Consider the following 18,394-nt stretch of genomic DNA (forward strand, 5'->3'; position numbering starts at 1 on the left):
AGACGAGCAGCCCGTGGCAGATGCTCCAGTAGATGTAGAAGTATGTGATTCCTATACATTGCCCGAATTAACGAATGGAAACTACTTTACTGGAAGTGGTGGTACAGGAATACCATTGTTTGAAGGGGATGTAATAAACACATCTCAGACCATTTTTGTGTTTAGTTCTGGGCAAGGGAATTGTCCGGATGCAGAGCAGAGTTTTGAGGTAACCATAACTGGATTTAGTGTTTCCATTAATGTTGAGGATGAAACCTGTTGGGAAAGTGATAACGGCTCCGTTTCTGTAACCATTGGAAACGCAGATTTACCTGTTACTGTTCAACTTAACAATATGGAGCCAATGGTTTTCAATTCAAATTCTTTCTCCATAGACAATCTGTCTCCCGGAAATTATGAAATGAGCGTAATTGATGACACGGGTTGTGAAACCAATACAGGTTTCAGCATTCAACCTGGCGGAGCTAATCTTGGTGGTTCGGTTGATGTATTGTATTCGTGCGATGCGAACCTTCCATCAAACACCATTGCAGTTACCTTGTTCGACCCATCAGTCAGTAACGATGTGCTCTATGCTCTGGATTCAACTGAACCGAATGATTTCACTCTAAGTCCTGATTTTGGAAATATAAGTCCAGGCGATCATAGTTTATTCATATTGGACAACAATGGTTGTATGGGTGAGATTCCATTTGAAGTTGAAAACTTTGAACCATTGGAGCTAACATTGACCAGTGAATATGTGAATCAGATTACTGCAAATGTTACTGGAGGTACCGCGCCTTATACCTATTATTTTGATGATAATAGCGAAACTGATTCCAACACTTATACCATTACCCGAAGCGGAACCTTTACCGTCAGGGTTGTTGACAGCAATGGCTGTGAGGTTTTTGAAAGTACAACAATGAATTTGATGGAAATAACCATCCCGAATTTTTTCACTCCGAACAATGATGGGCAAAATGATTTTTGGAAACCTAGGAATACAGCAGGGTTCCCCGATATTGAAACATACATTTTTGATAGATATGGAAGGAAAATATGGGTTATAGGGCCTCTGGACCAAGGTTGGGACGGCACCTACGAATCCAGACCTATTCCATCTGGAGATTACTGGTACATTGTTAAACTGAACGATGGTACCGGACGAGAATACGTAGGGAATTTTACCCTATACCGTTAAACATGATAATACAATGAGAAAAACTCTAATCTATGCAATGTTGATGAGCACTATATACACTTACGGACAGGAGCTGACCATCCCACAGTTGTCCCAATACCTAGCGGACAATCCTTTTATAATGTCTCCCACCTATGCGGGCATCGGAAACTTTGTAAAGGTTAGGATGAACGGATTCACACAATGGGTTGGAATAAGGGATGCTCCTGATACCCAGTCGCTATCTGCAGATGTACGGTTGGGCAACAGGTCGGGGATTGGATTGTTGATGTACAACGATTCCAACGGGGAAACCAAGCAACGTGGTGCAAAAATTGCCTTTGCACACCATTTGACCTTGGATAAATATGAAGGAAATTATCTTTCGCTAGCCCTGTCCTTTAACCTGAACCAATTTCGTATTGATATTGAGAATTTTGAAGACGGAGACCTTGATTTTGCGGTAACTGACGACCGAGCTTCCAGCAACCCCAATTTTGATCTTGGAGCATTATACCGGCGGGGGGAATTTTATTTGAGCCTGAATGTGTCCAACATTTTCAATAAGGACTTTAATAAGTTCAACCCTATTCTTGAGCCAAATACGTTGAGAAACTATTACCTCTATTCTGGGTATAGTTTTAGGAAAAACAGAAGGGCAGATTTTGAAATTGAACCTTCTGTACTCTTTCAATATTTTGAAAGTGATGGCAGATCGATCACCGACGTAAATACCAAATTTAAATGGTATGACTTCTTGGACTACTATTATGCCGGCTTTACCTATCGCTTTTTGAACGATCAACTGGGCAGTCCCCTTTATTTGGCTCCAATGATAGGCCTCAAAAAAGGTGATTTCTACTTTGGGTATAGCTACCAAATCATAGCCAATGAAATTTTAGGGTATTCACAGGGAACCCATGTAATCACCTTAGGGGTAGATTTATTTCAAGGAATTTCAAATTGCTCCTGTACCTATTGAACGAACACTTAAAGACTTTAGTAAATGAAAAAGATTATTAAAAATTTCAAGATTGTCCTTTCGGCTACAACCATCTTAGTATTTTTCTCTTGTAGTGAAGATGGAAATCCTTTTGGGCAACCTTCGAACAATGAACCCTTAGTACTAAAAAGCGAATCAAAAGATACTCTAGTGTATACTAAAGTTGGGGATGCTTCCATACCTGTTTACATTTCAATACCCAAAGGTTGTGATATGGAAGATTATCCCGCGGTCATGGTACTCCATGGTTCTGATGGTATGTGGTTGGACCATGATGCTAGCAAAGGCCAAATGTCAGGGCAATTTACGGAATGGAAAAACCTACTTAACAGCAATTGTATTGCAGCTGTTTTTGTAGATAGTTATTCCGGGCGTGGCGTAAAAACAAGGACTGGAAAATGGACCACCGCTCCGGACAACTTTAAGATCAGCTCCCAATTTATTAGACCAAGGGATGCGAATGCGGCCCTTAAATTAGTACAGGAAGTTAAGTTCAGTGATGGGCGATACACATTTCGCAAAAAACAAATCGCGTTGCTGGGTTTTTCTGATGGCGCAAGTGCCGTGGCATCCACCTTGTACGATACAGCTATTACTCCAGAAGGGTGGGAGTGGAAACAAACCTTTGATGGCCAGTCCTATGACACCAACTCTGGTGTAATTCCTCCCGAACCTATGCCTGTTGAAGGTTTTGCCGGTGGTGTTTTCTACTACGGTGGTTCTGGGGCATTCAACTACTATGGTAAAAGCCCCTGTAGTGAAGACGCCTTGGAAGGGAATATATTTCAACCATATGCCCCTATGCTCTATCAAATTCCGTCAGAAGGATATCTGAGCGAAAATACGCTTTGTCAGATAGATCTTTTACAAGAAAAGGACTTGCCCGTAGAATTTAAGATTTATACGGGTGTGGGCCATGGATTCGATTTTGAAGACAATAACAAAAGAATAATTGCAAGAACCAATGCCATAACTTGGTATAAAAAAATCTTTGATATGGATTAATTGTATTTAAATGAGAAATGTTAAACCTAATCAACACTATCGATATTACTTACTAACCTCCCCTAGCGTTTCGGTTGCCACTAATCAACACCTATCAAATTTTCGTGTTTGTTCGAACAGAATCTAGAAACGCTGCCTAAACCTCAAACATTATTAATTGTACCAATAAACCCAGAAGTGGGACCAAATCAGAACACCTAAAACTTAATCTACGATGAAAGGGAAATTTTTGGAAAAATGGATTTTAGACCTGGTAAAATCAGAATACGAATTTGGAAAAATACCAAAACACGCTTCTTATAAACTGAAGGAGCGAATGGATGACTTCATCGAAGTGACCATTGAGTGGATGGACAATGAGAACAACAACCACAAAATAGTTTACCATGCCAGGTCCTACGGAAAAATGAAAGTGAACAGCAGTCTTGAAATTGCCAAGGACCCTGTTTTTGAGCTTGAAAACTATTACACCTTAGAAATCCACACTTATATCAACCATATAAAAAGAAACTATAGTACACGAAAAATAGCCAATTATGATGTAATGGGTGTAATCGGCCAAATTGAAAAGACCGACAAAAAATAAATTACATAAATGCGCAGAGAACCTATAGAAGGATAAATCCTGTAAACATGGTTATACGAGTTCATAGATATTATTGGTGGCATGCTTTTATCGACCTGGTCTCGACTGGGGTGCAAGCAATTGTTGTATTTCGTCTATAAAATACACCATTATACCGAGTAATTCCCATACGTCAATTGGAAACACCCATACGTAAATTGACACACAAAAGACTCATTATTAATTTGTTATTTAGGGATGAAAAAAATCCCAAGTTTTAAAATAAAACATTTGACATGCATATATTAACCATTATTTGGACACTTCTTTGCGCTGCGGTAATCATTGGGTATCCCATTTACCTAATCAATAAATCCAACACAATGATCAAGAGCCATCATAAACTTTATCGCCCTTCGACGCCGAACACTGTGGAACTATTATCTTTTGATATTAGAGAACAGTTACCGGGATGGTCTTTTACTTTGGACGTACCCCAGATAACCGAAACCATATTGCGGAACAATCCTATATTATTCTATCTGGAATCGGAAGACTCTTGTCTAAAACTCCCCTTGAACAATGCTGCAATGGGATATAAGGTAAATGTATATAAGAATGTGGGCAAGGTTTATGTCACTTTCAAATCAATAAAAGATGGGGTATCCAATTTTTACGTTCCCACTTGGCACTTAAAAAAGTTGAAAGTTTTAATCATTAAATCAAAGGATAAAAGAGTTTATGGTGATTGGGAAGCTGGTTCTAAAAGATCGTCAATCCACAAAAACTTGAAAAATTCAGGTATCAATATCAACGATTATGAAGATGTACTGGGCTATTTCAGCAATATAACTACCATTGATTTTAAAGGACATTTTATAGCCAAAATGCCTGATAAAAAATTCAAGTTTGGTTCAAAATTGATTGAAAATGGGCATAATGAACTTTGTCATTCTGCTTAAGATGGCAAGGAACTACCAAATTAGTATTCCCCTTTGGTTCAAATTGGGGTAATAATCCAAATTAAAATTCCAATTATTCAGACACCTATAAACTCAAAAAGGTCATTCATAAATCCAAACACCGCATACATCAAATAGGCATATATTTTTTACCCGAGGCTACGTAGATTTAACCATTGAAAAAAACAACTAATTGGGCTGCACAGATGACAGTATTGTTCTTGTCTTCGGTTCTGGCGATGAAGACAGTGCAGTCCAAAACTATTTAACAGATTATTTGAAAAACTCACCATTAGTAATTTCTTCAGCTGAAAGCAAGTATGGGGTTATGCTGCGCAACAGTTAAACAAGAAAAGAAAGTGGTGAGTTCATTTTTATCCGCCAATATCCTAACTCCAAAAATGGTAATTAAATTAGGATTTAAGTGCGTTTTACCCTCTTCCCCCAAAAAATGCTTAAATTAAGATAGTGAAATCATTTTTTCACTTATTACTATAAACAAACATTAAAGTTTGAGCAGCAACTACAATATGTTGAATATGAAGAATATCCCTCTTTTTATAGGACCAAATAACACAAAGATGTGCCGTAGACAAGAACTCAAATATATAAATAATAATCAAATTCCCCAATAAATGAAAGAAAAATCTTTTTAAATAGACCGCAACATCTGCTTTTTCCAATATTAACCCTGTAAATGCTCTACTGGACAAATAAAGAATATCGCATAGTTAAAATAACTCGTACTGGTGTGCCTCTCGCTTTCCCGTTAAAGTCGATTCACCGCATCACCAAACAACCACATATACCCTATTGTTCCTTTCGTTTTTGGGCAATTGTACTTTATATATGTTCAATCCAAATATATTATCTCTCTGCCCAAAACACTATAGTTGATCGTAAAACAAAGCAAATACCTGCCGATTTCTTTAAAGATGAAACCAATGAATTAACTATTGATGATATATTGGAAGACCCATCCAGCTTTACGCCTTTATCGGAAATACCAATTGATGATTTGAATGCCACATACTGGATTCGACTGGATTTTATCGATGCATTGGACACGCTAAAAAAAGAATTCAACTGGACATTAAGAACAGCTTATTACAGTGAAGCCCAATTATTCTATAATAAAAACGGGGCTATCTTGGACAAACCCTTCGGTAAATTTAACAGTCCCAAACCACGAACATCCTTTAGGTATAATAACGGCGTCAATTTTAGCATCGATAATTTAATAGACAATAGATATCTTTTTGTCAAGGTAAACTCTTTCCTATTTACAAGAGAGATGACATTTGAGTATTTGTCAAATAAATCGAATAGATTTTTTACCAATTACTATACTCACGAGGATCTCAAGGAAATTTCTTTTCACCAAGTTTTTCTAGGAGCTTGTGTTACGTTTTTTTTTACGTTTCTCATTATATTTTTTAAAGTGCAAAAAATGGAATTTTTATTCTATTCACTTTACGTCATGTTTCTTGGTATATATCTGGGTGGCGCATACATTTCCATTACATTTACGGATACAATGTTCGGGTTTTGGACCATATTGATATCGCAGGTGTTCATTAATTTATTTTATGTATTGTTCGCCATATATTTTCTTAATACCAAAGTAAATTACCCAAAGCTCCATGTATTGCTCATAAGTGTGGTACCGATACTTATTGCCATTATCGCGGCAGATTCGATTGCCTTTATAAATGAAGATTATATGATCAAACATTGGATACTGACCTTCCAGAGGCTTTTAATGACGATGGTCGGAGTATTCTCGATGATATATCTCCTTTTAAAAGCCAAAGATTACCTTACTCATTTCATCGTTGTCGGTTCATTTTGTTATATGCTCGGAGCTCTTGGCCTTTTGTTTTTTCATAGCCGATATTACATGACCATTGGCGCGTCCATAGAAATTTTATTGTTCTCCCTTGGATTGGCCTACAAAATCAAAAAAGAATACGAATCCAAATTGAACCTACAAGCTCAATTAAGCCTTAAGGAAATCATCGCTCTTCGTTCACAAATAAACCCACATTTTATTTTTAACTCATTAAGTTCGATTCAACATCTGATCATTCAAAACGATAAAATGTCCGCTCTCAATTATCTTTCGAAATTTTCTAAACTTACCAGAAATGTGCTTGAAAGCTCACATTTGACCACGGTAACACTTGATGAAGAAATCGATGTAATAAAATCGTATCTTGAGTTGGAATCCTTGCGCTTTGACAATTCTTTCCAATATACAATAGACGTGGCAGAAAATCTTGATGTTGAAAATGTCAACATACCTTTAATGCTTGTGCAACCATTTGTGGAAAATGCATTGATCCATGGGTTGATTGGTAAAAAAAATGGGGAAAAGAAACTTCATATTCGATTCTATAATGAAGGTGAACATTGTGTGATAGAAGTTGAAGACAATGGTATTGGCAGACTAAGTATTAAAAACAAAAATTACAATCAAAAATCCCGTGGGATGGAGATAACCCAAAAAAGATTACAAATGTTAAATCATAGCGCACATAACAAAAGCTCAATAGAGATCATTGATAAATATGATGATCATGGACAGCCTTCTGGAACCAAAGTGATACTAAAAATACATAACCCCTAATACCAACCCAATGATTTTAAAAGCAGTAATTATCGAAGATGAAAAACATAGCAGGGAAACCCTAAAGTCTATGTTGGAAGAATTTTGCAAAGACGTTCAAGTAATTGCAACGGCCGGCTCTGTTCAAGAAGCCGTAAAAGTATTATCCATTTACAGCCCCGACATTGTTTTTCTGGACATAGAGCTACAATCGGGAGTAGGTTTCGATGTTCTTGAACAGATCAAAGATCCAAATTTTGAAGTGATTTTTACCACCGCATTCGAAAAGTATGCGATAAAGGCCATAAAGTTCAGTTCCTTGGACTATCTACTTAAACCCATAGATCTGGACGAGCTACAACAAGCCGTAGAGAAAGCCAGAACCCGTATGGACACCAATGTGTACCGGGAGCAATTGGATACTTTAATGCAAAGCATCTCCCGCGGTAAGGTTAGACCGGAAAAAATCTGTTTGGCCACCACGGCAGGAATGGAATTTATTGGGATAGACGAAATTATCGCTTGTAAAGCAGATGGCTCCTATACCATCTTTATGCTCGAGGACGAGAACACCCTACTGGTGAGCAAACATTTAAAAGAATATGAAAACCTGTTATCCGAACACCAGTTTATGAGGGTTCACAACAGTTTTCTCATCAATCTAAAAAAGGTAAAAAAGTATGTGAAGTCAGATGGGGGATATGTAATTATGAACAACGATTTGCAGGTAAATATTTCCCCAAGAAAAAAAGACGACCTAATAGAGGCCATGAAACGTTTGTAGAAGGACTTAATCCTTATTGTTTACCAATCCTTTGGTGAATTCGTTCAGTGCTTCGACCTTTTGTTCAAAGTCCCCCTTTAAGGTCTTCCGATATTTGTTCAGATTGTTTACGAGATCATCAATGTTGTCCGGCAGTACATCTTCAAAAAATTGACGAAGGCGCTTGGCCGTTGTTGGCGATTTCCCATTGGTGGATATGGCAACTTTCACATTTCCCTTGGTCACTATACCGCCCATATAAAAATCGCAAAATGGAGGATTATCCGCCACATTTACCAATTTACCCAGCTCCCTACAATCATGGTACACTTGCTCGTTGACCTTGGGCTTGTCCGTACAGGCGATCACAATGTGTTTCCCTTTTAGAAAATGATCTGCATAAACATCCTTTGTGATCTCAACATTGTGCTTTTTGGCCAATTCCAAAGTATCTGATAAAAATTCGGGCGCTACCATTTGAACCTGTGCCCGTGGACTGGATTTCAGCAAAAAAGTCAACTTTTCCAAGCCTACGTTACCTCCCCCAACAATGAGTACCTTTAAATGGGAAACCTTTAAAAAAATGGGATACAACTCATTCCTCTCCATAGCGTTTTTTTTACAACTAAAACTTTACAAAGATACTGACTAATTCCGGCCGGGGAATACGGATCGTTAGAATGTAGGAGGGTCTTTCTGCTTTTTGGAGGATTTAAACTCGTACCTAACAAATAACTCGTGTGATCCACCTGTATAGCTAGCCAAATTGGAGGTGGTAAGGTCATAGGCATACCCAGCACTAAAGTTGGGGTTGATCTGCATGCCCAATAAAGTAGAAAAGGAATCGTCCCAGCGGTAGGCCAATCCAAAGGTAAAGGTTTCCCGTAGCATTGCGTTTACCGATACATCGGCGATAATCGGCGCACCGGGCACCCATTTTACAAAAAAGGCAGGTTTTAACTTTACATCTGGGGTCAAATCCACTACTTTGCCCCCTATAAAATAATAATGTAGCCGTTCGGCAGCTATCTCCTGCTCTTCCCCGTCATAGTGTTTTTGTGAAAAGAAATTGGGAATAGCAAACCCCAAATATCCTTTTTTGGTATCATAGAACAACCCTGCGCCAATGGTAGGGAAAAACTTGCTCTTTATATTATTCTGAAATGCCACATCGGCGTCCTCTGTTAGGCCCTTGGAAAAATCAACATCAAAAATGCGTCCGCCCAATTTCATGCCAAAAGAAAGTTTACTATTGGCACTGTCCAATTGTATGGTATACGAAACATTGCCATCCACAGAAATTTCGGAAGCTGGACCAAGGGCATCTCGGGAAATAATCCCCCCTGCCCCGATTTTATTTTCCAATGGCATATCCACGGCCAATACTTGGGTATTCGGAGCTCCATTTATACCTACCCATTGCGAACGATGCAACAATAGAGCAGTTAAATGGCCATGGTTACCGGCAAATGCAGGGTTAACACTCATGGTATTGTACATGTACTGGGTAAACTGGGGGTCCTGTTGAGCATAACCGGAATAGACAAACAGAACCATGAGCAGAAAACAGATTTGCCTTGCCCCTTTTACTTTATGTTTAAACCAAACCATCCCCATACTTATCTGTTTATATACAACCAATCGGTTCGTGGTTCCGAACCATCGCCCAAATCCAACACATAATAATATGTTCCCACGGGCAATTGATCCTCTGGTTGAACTACGGCACGGCCATTAGTGGTACCGTCCCAATCATTTTTATACGATCTTGTCTGGTAAACAATATTTCCCCATCGGTTGTACACTTGTAGCGAATTGTTCGGATATTGCGCAATACAATCGATTTTAAAATAGTCGTTTACCCCGTCCCCATTGGGCGAAAACTCGTTATACACCACCAAACAACCAGGTTCCACAAAAGCCTCAGCGGAGTTATTGCTTTCATCTATATCCCATTGATCTACAAATACCAAACTCACTCGGTTGATGTAATCGTCAACATCCGCAACCTCAACCGTAAGCAATAGTGTGGCCGATTCTGTTGTTGGCAAAGATTCAATTTCCCAAAAAGAGGCCGATGCATCGTACGTTCCATTGGTTGTTTCGTGGCTTACATATGTATATCCCAATGGCAACTCTTCCTGAATTCCGATATGGGTGGCGTCATCTAAACCTTGATTGACAACGGTAATCTCAAAAATTACCTCATCCCCGATATTGGGCGAGGCATTGTCCACATGTTTTGTGATGACCAGATCGGTTGTTTGTGGCACTACAAAAGCAGCGGCCTCATCGTCATCCACAATGCCATCGGAAAGATCATCTGCATTGGTACCTGTTGATGGGTCACTGTCAGGATCTGGATATAAACTTGACGATATATATGCTTCGTTCAAATATTCGTTCTCGGTCCCTGTGGGCGGATTGACCACCGCCAAAATCTCCAAGCTTTCCGTATCCTGATTCAAAATTTCCCTATTGATGTTCCATAGTCCAGCATTTGCTTGGTAAACACCTGCGGTAGCACTATGGGATTCGTAAGTATAACCGATAGGCAATATATCGGTAACCGAAACATTTCTTGCATCGGACGGCCCATTATTGGTAATGCTCACCACAAAGCGAACTAGATCTCCCACATTCGGGTTGGCGTTATCCACCGTTTTGGATAAAGAAAGATCGTTAAGTCCGCCCGGAACTGGAATTATCGTTGATTGATCATCCTCAGAGCCCAAGTTGTTGTTTGGGGTGGAATCGGGGTCATAAATGTCCGAAGCTATAAGTTCGGCAGTATTCTTATACTCTCCATTTGGAAGTACGATTACTCTTATTTCCAAAGTTTGGGTTGTTGCATTGGCAAGGGAAGGCAGATCCCAAGACCCTGATATTTCATCATAAACACCGGCAGAAGGCATGGCGGACACAAATTGATAACCATTCTCCAGTTCATCTTCGATAATCAGCCCGGTCGCATGGTTGGGGCCATTGTTGGCAATTAGAATGGTAAAGACCACTTCATCACCAACTTCAGGATCCATGCTGCTTACAGTTTGACTTATTGAAATATCCGCCACTTGCCGTGGAGATATTGTTTTATGATCTTGATCATCCTCTGTTGGGATCTTGTTGTTCGGTGTGGAATCTACATCAAAAAAAGTAGCACTTACCACTTCGGAGTTTATACCGTAATCTCCTGTCGGGTTCACTTCAGCTACGATGCTCAGCTCCATCTGGGTTGCCAAGGCAAGATTCCCAACATTCCAAAGTCCTGTAGATGGATCAAACGACCCATTAGAATTATCGGAAATATATGTAAATCCATCCGACAGTAAATTTTCAACGGCCACTCCAATGGCATCACTGGGACCTTCGTTGGCCAATGTTACGGTAAAGGTTACCTGTGTTCCTACATCGGGAAACTCGTTGTCCACGGCCAAGTTCAAATTTAAATCTGCAGATGGCACGGGTGTAGTACCAGCACTATCTTGATCGTTTTCAAAAACATTATTGTTATTGGGAATGGAGTTGGGGTCCAATTGATCTGCGGCAAATACTTCGGTTACATTAAAGTAATCCCCTTGATCGTTCACTGTTGCCACTATAGAAAGTGTTTCTGTGTTTCCATCGCCGATATCTGCGTTTAAGGTCCACATACCCGTTGTGGGGATATAAATTCCCGCAGTTGCGCCATGGGAAACATAGGTATAACCGTCCGGTAATAGATCCATAATTTGAACCCCTGAGGCTTCACTAGGGCCTAAATTGGTAATGTTTAGGGTAAAGATCACATTTTGTCCCACGTACGGGCTCAATTCGTTTACGGATTTGCGCAACAGGAGATCGGCCACCGGAACTACAATTGGTTCTATGGTCTGTTGATCATCTTCGGTCTCGTTGTTGTTATTGGGGCTTGAATCCATATCCCTTTCGGCCACATTGGTCAACTCGGCCGTGTTGCTGTAGTTTCCAGTTGGCAGCACATCTACGGATATTTCCAAAGTCTCCGAAATCCCGTTCGCCAAATTGCCCACTACCCAAGAACCATTGGTGGCATTGTACGTTCCCACAGATGGGTTTGCTGCCACCAACTGATATCCTGTTGACAGTACATCCGTTACCACAACATTGGTGGCATCACTGGGGCCATTGTTTTGTACAGTTACCGTAAAGCGTATTTCTTCTCCCACTTCTGGGACAAGTTCGTCAACAGTTTTGGTTATTTCAATATCTACCAACGGTTCGGGGACCACCGAAATACTATCTTGGTCATCCTCTCCCGCAAGACCGTTATTTGGTGCGGAATCCACATCTGTTTGGTCATGTCCTGTAATTTCTGCTGTATTTTCGTAAATACCGGAGGCATTTACATTGCACAAAATCGAAAGGCTCGTTGAATTGCCACTGGACAATGTACCAACGTTCCAGATTCCTGTTATCTGGTTATAAGTTCCTCCACTATTGTCCGAAATGTAGGTGTATCCCGATGGCAACAGGTCGGTAACTTCCACCGAGGTGGCATCACTTGGTCCATCATTGGTTACTACAATTGTAAAACGGACATTATCGCTCACCAATGGTGGGGATTTATCAATGCTTTTGGTCAAGGATAGATCGATCAACTCCTGGGGCGATATTACTACATCCCCTTGGTCATCTTCTGAGGAAACACCATTTGCCGGAGTCGAATCTATATCAAAAGCGTCCGAAGCTATAATTTGTGCGGTATTGGTATGGTTTCCTGTCGCATTGACCTCTACGTTTATGGTAAGTGTTTGAATACTGCCATTGGCCAATGTCCCCACTTCCCAAAAGCCGCTAATGGGATCGTACGTGCCTGTTGTTGCTGAATAGGAAATATAGTTGAAGCCCGAAAGTATTTGATCTACGACCCGTACATTGGTGGCGTCGTGCGGTCCATTGTTGGCAATGGTTATTTCAAAACCGATCTGTTCGGTCACAAAGGGAGATAAATCCCCTCCTACCACTGTTTTGGTCAGTGATAAATCGGCTTGTTGTGGTGCTGGAGTAATATTGTCCTCATCATCTTCACTTTGATCTCCGTCATCGTTGTTCGGTGTACTATCCACATCCAATTGATCGGCAAAAATAATTTCTGCAACGTGTGTAAACTCTCCCATCGTTGCCGTTGGGGTCAGTACGGTAGCATCAAAGCTCAGTGAGGCCGTATTTGTACCTACAGGAACGTTTATCCCTGTCCAACTAACTTTATCCGTAATAAAACTAAAAGTTCCGCTATTGTTTATTGCGGTTACATTGTTGAAACCAGATGGAACAAGGTTTTCAATGGCGACACCCGTGGCGTCAACATCTCCAAAATTGCTCAAATTAATTGTAAAAGTCACTACATCACCAATATTCGGCAGTGGATCGTTAACTACTATTTCCAATTCCAGATCTACTCCTTCGATGGTAATCCCCACTGTGTCCGAAGCAGTATTGCAGGTAACATCCGAAACGGTCCATTCAAAAATATAGGTTCCCAAAGCAGTATTGAAGACTTGGGTGCTTGTATCGGTGGCATCATCAAAAGTCACTAGGGTTGGGCCCGATAGTTGTGTCCAAACACCGGAACCGACCGGAGGCACATCGGCCCCCAAAAACACCGTCGTCGTACGGTCAAAATTTTGGTCCGAACCTGCATTGACCGAACAATCCTGCGAATATCCAGCTTTAATTGATGCCAAGACAAAAAGTACCATCAATAAAGAATGCCTGCAACGCAGGAGGGTTAGCGGTTTGTTCATAGTCTAGCTGCTGAGGTTTATCCTTACGAAGTAAGGCTTCTCCAAACTTATCAAGAACAGGCTAGAATAGATAAGTTATGTTGTATGCAAAGGGGCTTTTGTTGTGAAATAGTATAAATTTGATGAAAGAAACAACCTACCTTTTCCTAAGCTTTTCTTTCTTATTGTAGATATAAAACGATACTAAACCCAATATTTAATTCATCTTAATTCAAACATCCTTAACCATTAGCACATTTCGCTGGTTTTTTTATAAATTTGCTTTTCCATGAAAAAGAATCGTCTTAGCAATAGTATCGCTTGCGGTTTGTTTGTCCTCTTTTTGGCAACCAAGCTCGTAGGCTTACATGCGCTTACCCATCATAACGATACAGACGATTATCTGGACCATTGTGAGATATGCTTGAATATAGCACACGATAGTCAATCCCCTGGAATAGTAAACGATATTGTTGAGCCTACCATTGAGAACACTGTGGTTTACTATCCAAAAGTTACCAATTCCTATTTTTTTGAGGTTTCCGGAACGCTTACCATAAGCCATCTGTTTTCGAGGCCTCCCCCTACCGCATAACATCCTCCATCCTCGTTTTTGGTATTTAGATTTTTACCATTTACTATGACTTGATTTTGCTTAAAATCCAAAACTTGTTTTTGGTGTATGCCATACATCAGTTTTTGACAAATACTTGTTTTAAGCATTAAGTCGACCCCCTATACTAGAAACACACTTGATGGAACCTCCATAAATGCTTCCCCCAAAAGAGAAGCTAGTTACAAAATCTAGTTCTTATAATGATAAAATACACACTTCTTGCTTGTTTGTTTATTGGTTTCAACACTTTGATTTGGGCTCAGGAAACCTACACTATTAAAGGTTCGGTTATTGATTCGAGCACTTTGGCCCCTATTTCAGGCGCCAATATTGTTGGTAGTACAAAACATGCCGTCTCCTCGCTAAACGGTGAATTTATTATTGAGAATATACCTAAAGGAGCTCATACATTTGAAATATCCCATATTGCCTACGCTCCTATCAAATTGGTTATAGAAGTGGATCGAAACCTTAGCGAATACACAATAAAATTAACGGAGAAGGTGACCAATTTAGATGAGATCGAGCTGCTTGGAAAAAGTGACAAAAGACAGGCTCAAGAACTCTCAACAATTTCAGTTGGAGTGGACAAGGAATTTTTGGAAACCAACCGCGAGAATAGCTTAATGCAAACCCTTAAAAAAATTCCTGGTGTAAGCACCATAACCATTGGCTCAGGGCAATCAAAACCCGTAATCAGGGGGCTCGGCTTTAATCGGGTAAGTGTGGTCCAAAACGGCATTAAGCACGAAGCCCAACAATGGGGGAATGATCATGGGCTCGAAATAGACCAATACGGAATAGAGAACATACAGATCATTAAAGGTCCCGCATCTTTATTATATGGCTCCGATGCCATAGCCGGTGTAGTGGACATCCAGCCCTCAAAAATACCCATGCCGAACTCCTTTAATGGTGAAGTAAACCTACTTGGTGAGACCAATAATGATCTTTTAGGTATTTCCACTGGAATCCAAGGAAGAAAAGAACAATGGTTCTATCGTGGGCGATTGACCTACCGGGATTATGGCGATTACAAAGTGCCCACCGATAAAATTTATTACGAGGGCTACGTTTTTGACCTGTACGAAAATCATCTCAGAAATACAGCGGGCATGGAAGCCAATGCCAGTGCTAGCATTGGTTTTGTAACGGAAAACATTAAATCAGAAACTTTTTTTAGCAATGTAAACGCCAAAAATGGATTCTTTGCCAATGCCCATGGTCTCGAGGTTAGGAACTCCTCTATCGATTATGATAGTTCCGATCGGGATATCGATTTACCCTACCACAAGGTAAACCACTTTAAAATAACCAATAACACCACTTTTTATAAAGGAGCGCACACCATTCAATTGGACCTTGGTTACCAAAACAACCAAAGAGAGGAGCACTCCGAACCTGTTCCCCATGGTTATATGCCCACACCCCCCAACAGCAGGGAAAGGGTATTTACAAAAAACACCTATTCGCTGAACTTAAAAGACACCTTTAAGCCCAATGATAGACATGACATTGTTATTGGAATAAATACGGAATACCAGAACAATAATATAGGTGGATGGGGCTTTCTGATTCCTGCTTATGACCGGTATACCGCGGGAGTGTTTGTATTTGACCATTATAAAATCAGTGAAAATTTACACTTACAGGGAGGTTTGCGATACGATGCTGGCCTTATGCGGACAACATCCTACACAGACTGGTTCCGATCTGTTGTAAACAATCCCGATGGCACCACCTCCAATGTATTTTTGCAACGTGCACGAGACGAGGATTTGGAATTTGGCAACCTAAGCGGCTCTTTGGGTTTGAGCTACCTCAATAATACTACTACATATAAAGTAAACGTTGGAAAGAGTTTTAGAATGCCTTTGGCCAATGAGTTGGCTTCAGATGGGGTAAACTATCATATGTACCGTTACGAAAGGGGAAGAATAGATCTAGACCCAGAACAATCCTATCAAATAGATTTGGATATCGATCATTCCAACAACTATTTTGATTTTGGTATCAGCCCTTTTTTCAACTATTTTGAAAATTACATTTATCTCAACCCTACCTCCAATTACTATGAGACCTTACAAGTGTACGAATATACCCAAAGCGAGGTAGTCCGTTTTGGTGGCGAGGCACGGGTAGGTGCAACCGTCGTCAATGATCTACGTTTGGACGCTTCTTTGGAATATGTGTATTCCAGACAGACCAGTGGACCCAAAAAGGATTTCACGCTACCCTTTAATCCACCCCTATCCACTTTGCTCTCTGCCAACTATCAATTTAAGAATGTATCCTTTTTAAAAGCACCGAGTATCACCGCGGAATATAGGATAACCGCTGCCCAAAACGATATTGTACCTCCAGAGGAAAAAACAGAAGGTTTTCAAGTACTCCATATATCCGCCATGGCAGGGATAACAATGTTCAAAACGGCACAACCTATGCAATTACGCATAAAACTAAATAATGTATTCAATACAGAATACTACGATCACACCAGTTTTTATCGGCTTATCGACGTTCCGGAACCTGGCAGGAACTTATCCATTTCGATGACCATACCATTTTAAATAAATCAAATTAAGTCTAATATCAAAAACAGAAGAAAAATGAAATCAATGTTAAAACCACTTGCAATTATCGCATTTTTAGGCGTAGCCCTTCAATCTTGTAGTAGCGATGATGATGGAACCGACGCAGTAGCAGCCCCGGTTATCGCCAATTTTGAATTTGGAGAGGGCAGTGCCCATTCTACCGATCAAGTTGCCTATAAAGGATCGGACCTTCATTTAGAAGCGGAAATTACTGCCGAAGGAGTTGTACAAAGTATCTCTATCGACATTCATTCAGACGAGGTAGAGGCCGGAGAAGGTGAAGTAGATTGGGATTACGAACAAACTTGGACCGATGCCGATTACTTGGTGATCAACCCTACATTCCATGAACACATCGATATTCCGACCAACATTCCCGCGGGAGAATACCACATTGAACTGGTAGTGACCGATGCCCTTGGAAATACAACGGAAATCGAAGGTCACATCCAAATTCTTGATCCTATTACCGTAAGCGATTTTGAAATGGATGAAACCGTAGAGCGAGGAAGCGATTTCCATATAGAATTTATGATCGAAGCGGTAAATGGTATACACGAGGTATTGGTGGATGTTCATGCCCACGACCTTGAAGCAGGCGAAGGAGAAGTGGAATGGGATTACGAAGGCGACTTTTCCGAGGATTACCACGAATTGACCGAGGCAGAGTTCCATGAGCACATAGAAGTACCTGCTACTGCTCCAGCAGGGGAGTATCACATTATCTTTACTATCGAGGACGAGGATGGAAACATCCACGAATTCGAAGACCATATCGATATTACAGTACCTACAGTTTAATATGAATATCCGTGGGGGCCCTCAGGGCTCCACGGTTTAAAAAAAAAACTATGAAACTAAAATTTAAACACATCTTTATCGCCACTTCAATTATATTTTTGTCGAGCTGCTCAAGTAGTGACGACTCTACTATTGATGAAGAAAAGCCTGCGATCAGCATAAACTTCTCGGGTGGCTTTCCCCAAGCCTGCGAAGTACTGCAAAGGGGTCAGACCTACACATTTAAGGCCCAAGCAACGGATAATGTATCCTTGGCCTCCTATAGTTTGGACATACATCACAATTTTGACCACCACACCCACGATGACCAGGGTGCTCAATGTGATCTAGAAGCTGTTAAAAGTGCAGAAAATCCATTGATTTACATGCAAAACTTTACTATTGCAGAAGGTGGAACTTCACATGAGATCAATATTAGCATTACCATACCGGAAGATATAGATACCGGCGACTACCATTGTGCCTACTCCGTAACGGATGCCACTGGATGGCAAGGTAGAACATCTGTGGACATTAAGATTGTGGAATAAAACGGAGACTGTCCTTCGTTTTATTAATTTGCCCACAG

At 40.4% G+C, this 18,394-nt stretch carries 14 protein-coding genes; 11 read left to right on the forward strand and 3 right to left on the reverse strand.

Annotated features, from left to right (window positions below):
* The 7 genes from ACXAFK_RS00005 to ACXAFK_RS00035 form a co-directional block, all read left to right on the forward strand.
* Positions 1-1,186 (forward strand): T9SS type B sorting domain-containing protein (locus ACXAFK_RS00005; protein WP_474956387.1); only part of this gene is annotated, 1,186 nt, incomplete at its 5' end.
* A gap of 13 nt (positions 1,187-1,199) precedes the next feature.
* Positions 1,200-2,147 (forward strand): PorP/SprF family type IX secretion system membrane protein, encoded by a 948-nt coding sequence (locus ACXAFK_RS00010; RefSeq protein ID WP_474956388.1) that lies wholly within the window; start codon positions 1,200-1,202, stop codon positions 2,145-2,147.
* A gap of 24 nt (positions 2,148-2,171) precedes the next feature.
* Positions 2,172-3,173: a dienelactone hydrolase family protein gene (locus tag ACXAFK_RS00015; protein ID WP_474956389.1), complete on the forward strand. Its 1,002-nt coding sequence runs from the start codon at positions 2,172-2,174 to the stop codon at positions 3,171-3,173.
* Positions 3,174-3,387: 214 nt separating this feature from the next.
* Positions 3,388-3,759: a hypothetical protein gene (locus ACXAFK_RS00020; protein WP_293297263.1), complete on the forward strand. Its 372-nt coding sequence runs from the start codon at positions 3,388-3,390 to the stop codon at positions 3,757-3,759.
* A 275-nt stretch (positions 3,760-4,034) separates the two neighbouring features.
* Positions 4,035-4,700: a hypothetical protein gene (locus tag ACXAFK_RS00025; RefSeq protein WP_293297265.1), complete on the forward strand. Its 666-nt coding sequence runs from the start codon at positions 4,035-4,037 to the stop codon at positions 4,698-4,700.
* Between the two features lie 697 nt (positions 4,701-5,397).
* Entirely contained in the window at positions 5,398-7,329 is a 1,932-nt protein-coding gene (locus tag ACXAFK_RS00030) for a histidine kinase (protein WP_474956390.1), read from the forward strand.
* Positions 7,330-7,339: 10 nt separating this feature from the next.
* Positions 7,340-8,092 carry a LytR/AlgR family response regulator transcription factor gene (locus ACXAFK_RS00035; protein ID WP_224835667.1) on the forward strand — a complete coding sequence of 251 codons (753 nt, stop codon included), beginning with the start codon at positions 7,340-7,342 and terminating at the stop codon, positions 8,090-8,092.
* Between the two features lie 6 nt (positions 8,093-8,098).
* On the opposite strand, the gene ACXAFK_RS00040 is transcribed toward ACXAFK_RS00035, so the two are convergent.
* The 3 genes from ACXAFK_RS00040 to ACXAFK_RS00050 form a co-directional block, all read right to left on the reverse strand.
* On the reverse strand, positions 8,099-8,680 hold the full coding sequence (locus ACXAFK_RS00040; protein WP_474956391.1) for a precorrin-2 dehydrogenase/sirohydrochlorin ferrochelatase family protein: 582 nt from the start codon (positions 8,678-8,680) through the stop codon (positions 8,099-8,101).
* 66 nt (positions 8,681-8,746) lie between these two features.
* Positions 8,747-9,688 (reverse strand): PorP/SprF family type IX secretion system membrane protein, encoded by a 942-nt coding sequence (locus ACXAFK_RS00045; RefSeq protein WP_474956392.1) that lies wholly within the window; start codon positions 9,686-9,688, stop codon positions 8,747-8,749.
* A 2-nt stretch (positions 9,689-9,690) separates the two neighbouring features.
* On the reverse strand, positions 9,691-13,836 hold the full coding sequence (locus ACXAFK_RS00050) for a T9SS type B sorting domain-containing protein (protein ID WP_474956393.1): 4,146 nt from the start codon (positions 13,834-13,836) through the stop codon (positions 9,691-9,693).
* Positions 13,837-14,104: 268 nt separating this feature from the next.
* On the opposite strand from ACXAFK_RS00050, the gene ACXAFK_RS00055 reads away from it, so the two are divergent.
* The 4 genes from ACXAFK_RS00055 (at position 14,105) to ACXAFK_RS00070 (ending at position 18,356) form a co-directional block, all read left to right on the forward strand.
* On the forward strand, positions 14,105-14,410 hold the full coding sequence (locus ACXAFK_RS00055) for a hypothetical protein (RefSeq protein WP_474956394.1): 306 nt from the start codon (positions 14,105-14,107) through the stop codon (positions 14,408-14,410).
* A gap of 221 nt (positions 14,411-14,631) precedes the next feature.
* Positions 14,632-17,001 carry a TonB-dependent receptor gene (locus ACXAFK_RS00060; protein ID WP_474956395.1) on the forward strand — a complete coding sequence of 790 codons (2,370 nt, stop codon included), beginning with the start codon at positions 14,632-14,634 and terminating at the stop codon, positions 16,999-17,001.
* Between the two features lie 39 nt (positions 17,002-17,040).
* A complete protein-coding gene (locus ACXAFK_RS00065; RefSeq protein ID WP_474956396.1) occupies positions 17,041-17,826 on the forward strand; it encodes a DUF4625 domain-containing protein in 786 nt (261 codons plus the stop codon).
* A gap of 50 nt (positions 17,827-17,876) precedes the next feature.
* A complete protein-coding gene (locus ACXAFK_RS00070) occupies positions 17,877-18,356 on the forward strand; it encodes a DUF4625 domain-containing protein (RefSeq protein ID WP_224835674.1) in 480 nt (159 codons plus the stop codon).
* Positions 18,357-18,394: the final 38 nt, after the last annotated feature.

The sequence above is a fragment of the Flagellimonas sp. ABD4_174 genome, from assembly GCF_056160185.1.

What these genes read in the sequence shown, in the direction of transcription:
- ACXAFK_RS00010 (WP_474956388.1), top strand. Translation starts at nt 1,200, where the DNA reads ATGAGAAAAACTCTAATCTATGCAATGTTGATGAGCACTATATACACT.
- ACXAFK_RS00015 (WP_474956389.1), top strand. Translation starts at nt 2,172, where the DNA reads ATGAAAAAGATTATTAAAAATTTCAAGATTGTCCTTTCGGCTACAACC.
- ACXAFK_RS00020 (WP_293297263.1), top strand. Translation starts at nt 3,388, where the DNA reads ATGAAAGGGAAATTTTTGGAAAAATGGATTTTAGACCTGGTAAAATCA.
- ACXAFK_RS00025 (WP_293297265.1), top strand. Translation starts at nt 4,035, where the DNA reads ATGCATATATTAACCATTATTTGGACACTTCTTTGCGCTGCGGTAATC.
- ACXAFK_RS00030 (WP_474956390.1), top strand. Translation starts at nt 5,398, where the DNA reads ATGCTCTACTGGACAAATAAAGAATATCGCATAGTTAAAATAACTCGT.
- ACXAFK_RS00035 (WP_224835667.1), top strand. Translation starts at nt 7,340, where the DNA reads ATGATTTTAAAAGCAGTAATTATCGAAGATGAAAAACATAGCAGGGAA.
- ACXAFK_RS00040 (WP_474956391.1), bottom strand. Translation starts at nt 8,680, where the DNA reads ATGGAGAGGAATGAGTTGTATCCCATTTTTTTAAAGGTTTCCCATTTA.
- ACXAFK_RS00045 (WP_474956392.1), bottom strand. Translation starts at nt 9,688, where the DNA reads ATGGGGATGGTTTGGTTTAAACATAAAGTAAAAGGGGCAAGGCAAATC.
- ACXAFK_RS00050 (WP_474956393.1), bottom strand. Translation starts at nt 13,836, where the DNA reads ATGAACAAACCGCTAACCCTCCTGCGTTGCAGGCATTCTTTATTGATG.
- ACXAFK_RS00055 (WP_474956394.1), top strand. Translation starts at nt 14,105, where the DNA reads ATGAAAAAGAATCGTCTTAGCAATAGTATCGCTTGCGGTTTGTTTGTC.
- ACXAFK_RS00060 (WP_474956395.1), top strand. Translation starts at nt 14,632, where the DNA reads ATGATAAAATACACACTTCTTGCTTGTTTGTTTATTGGTTTCAACACT.
- ACXAFK_RS00065 (WP_474956396.1), top strand. Translation starts at nt 17,041, where the DNA reads ATGAAATCAATGTTAAAACCACTTGCAATTATCGCATTTTTAGGCGTA.
- ACXAFK_RS00070 (WP_224835674.1), top strand. Translation starts at nt 17,877, where the DNA reads ATGAAACTAAAATTTAAACACATCTTTATCGCCACTTCAATTATATTT.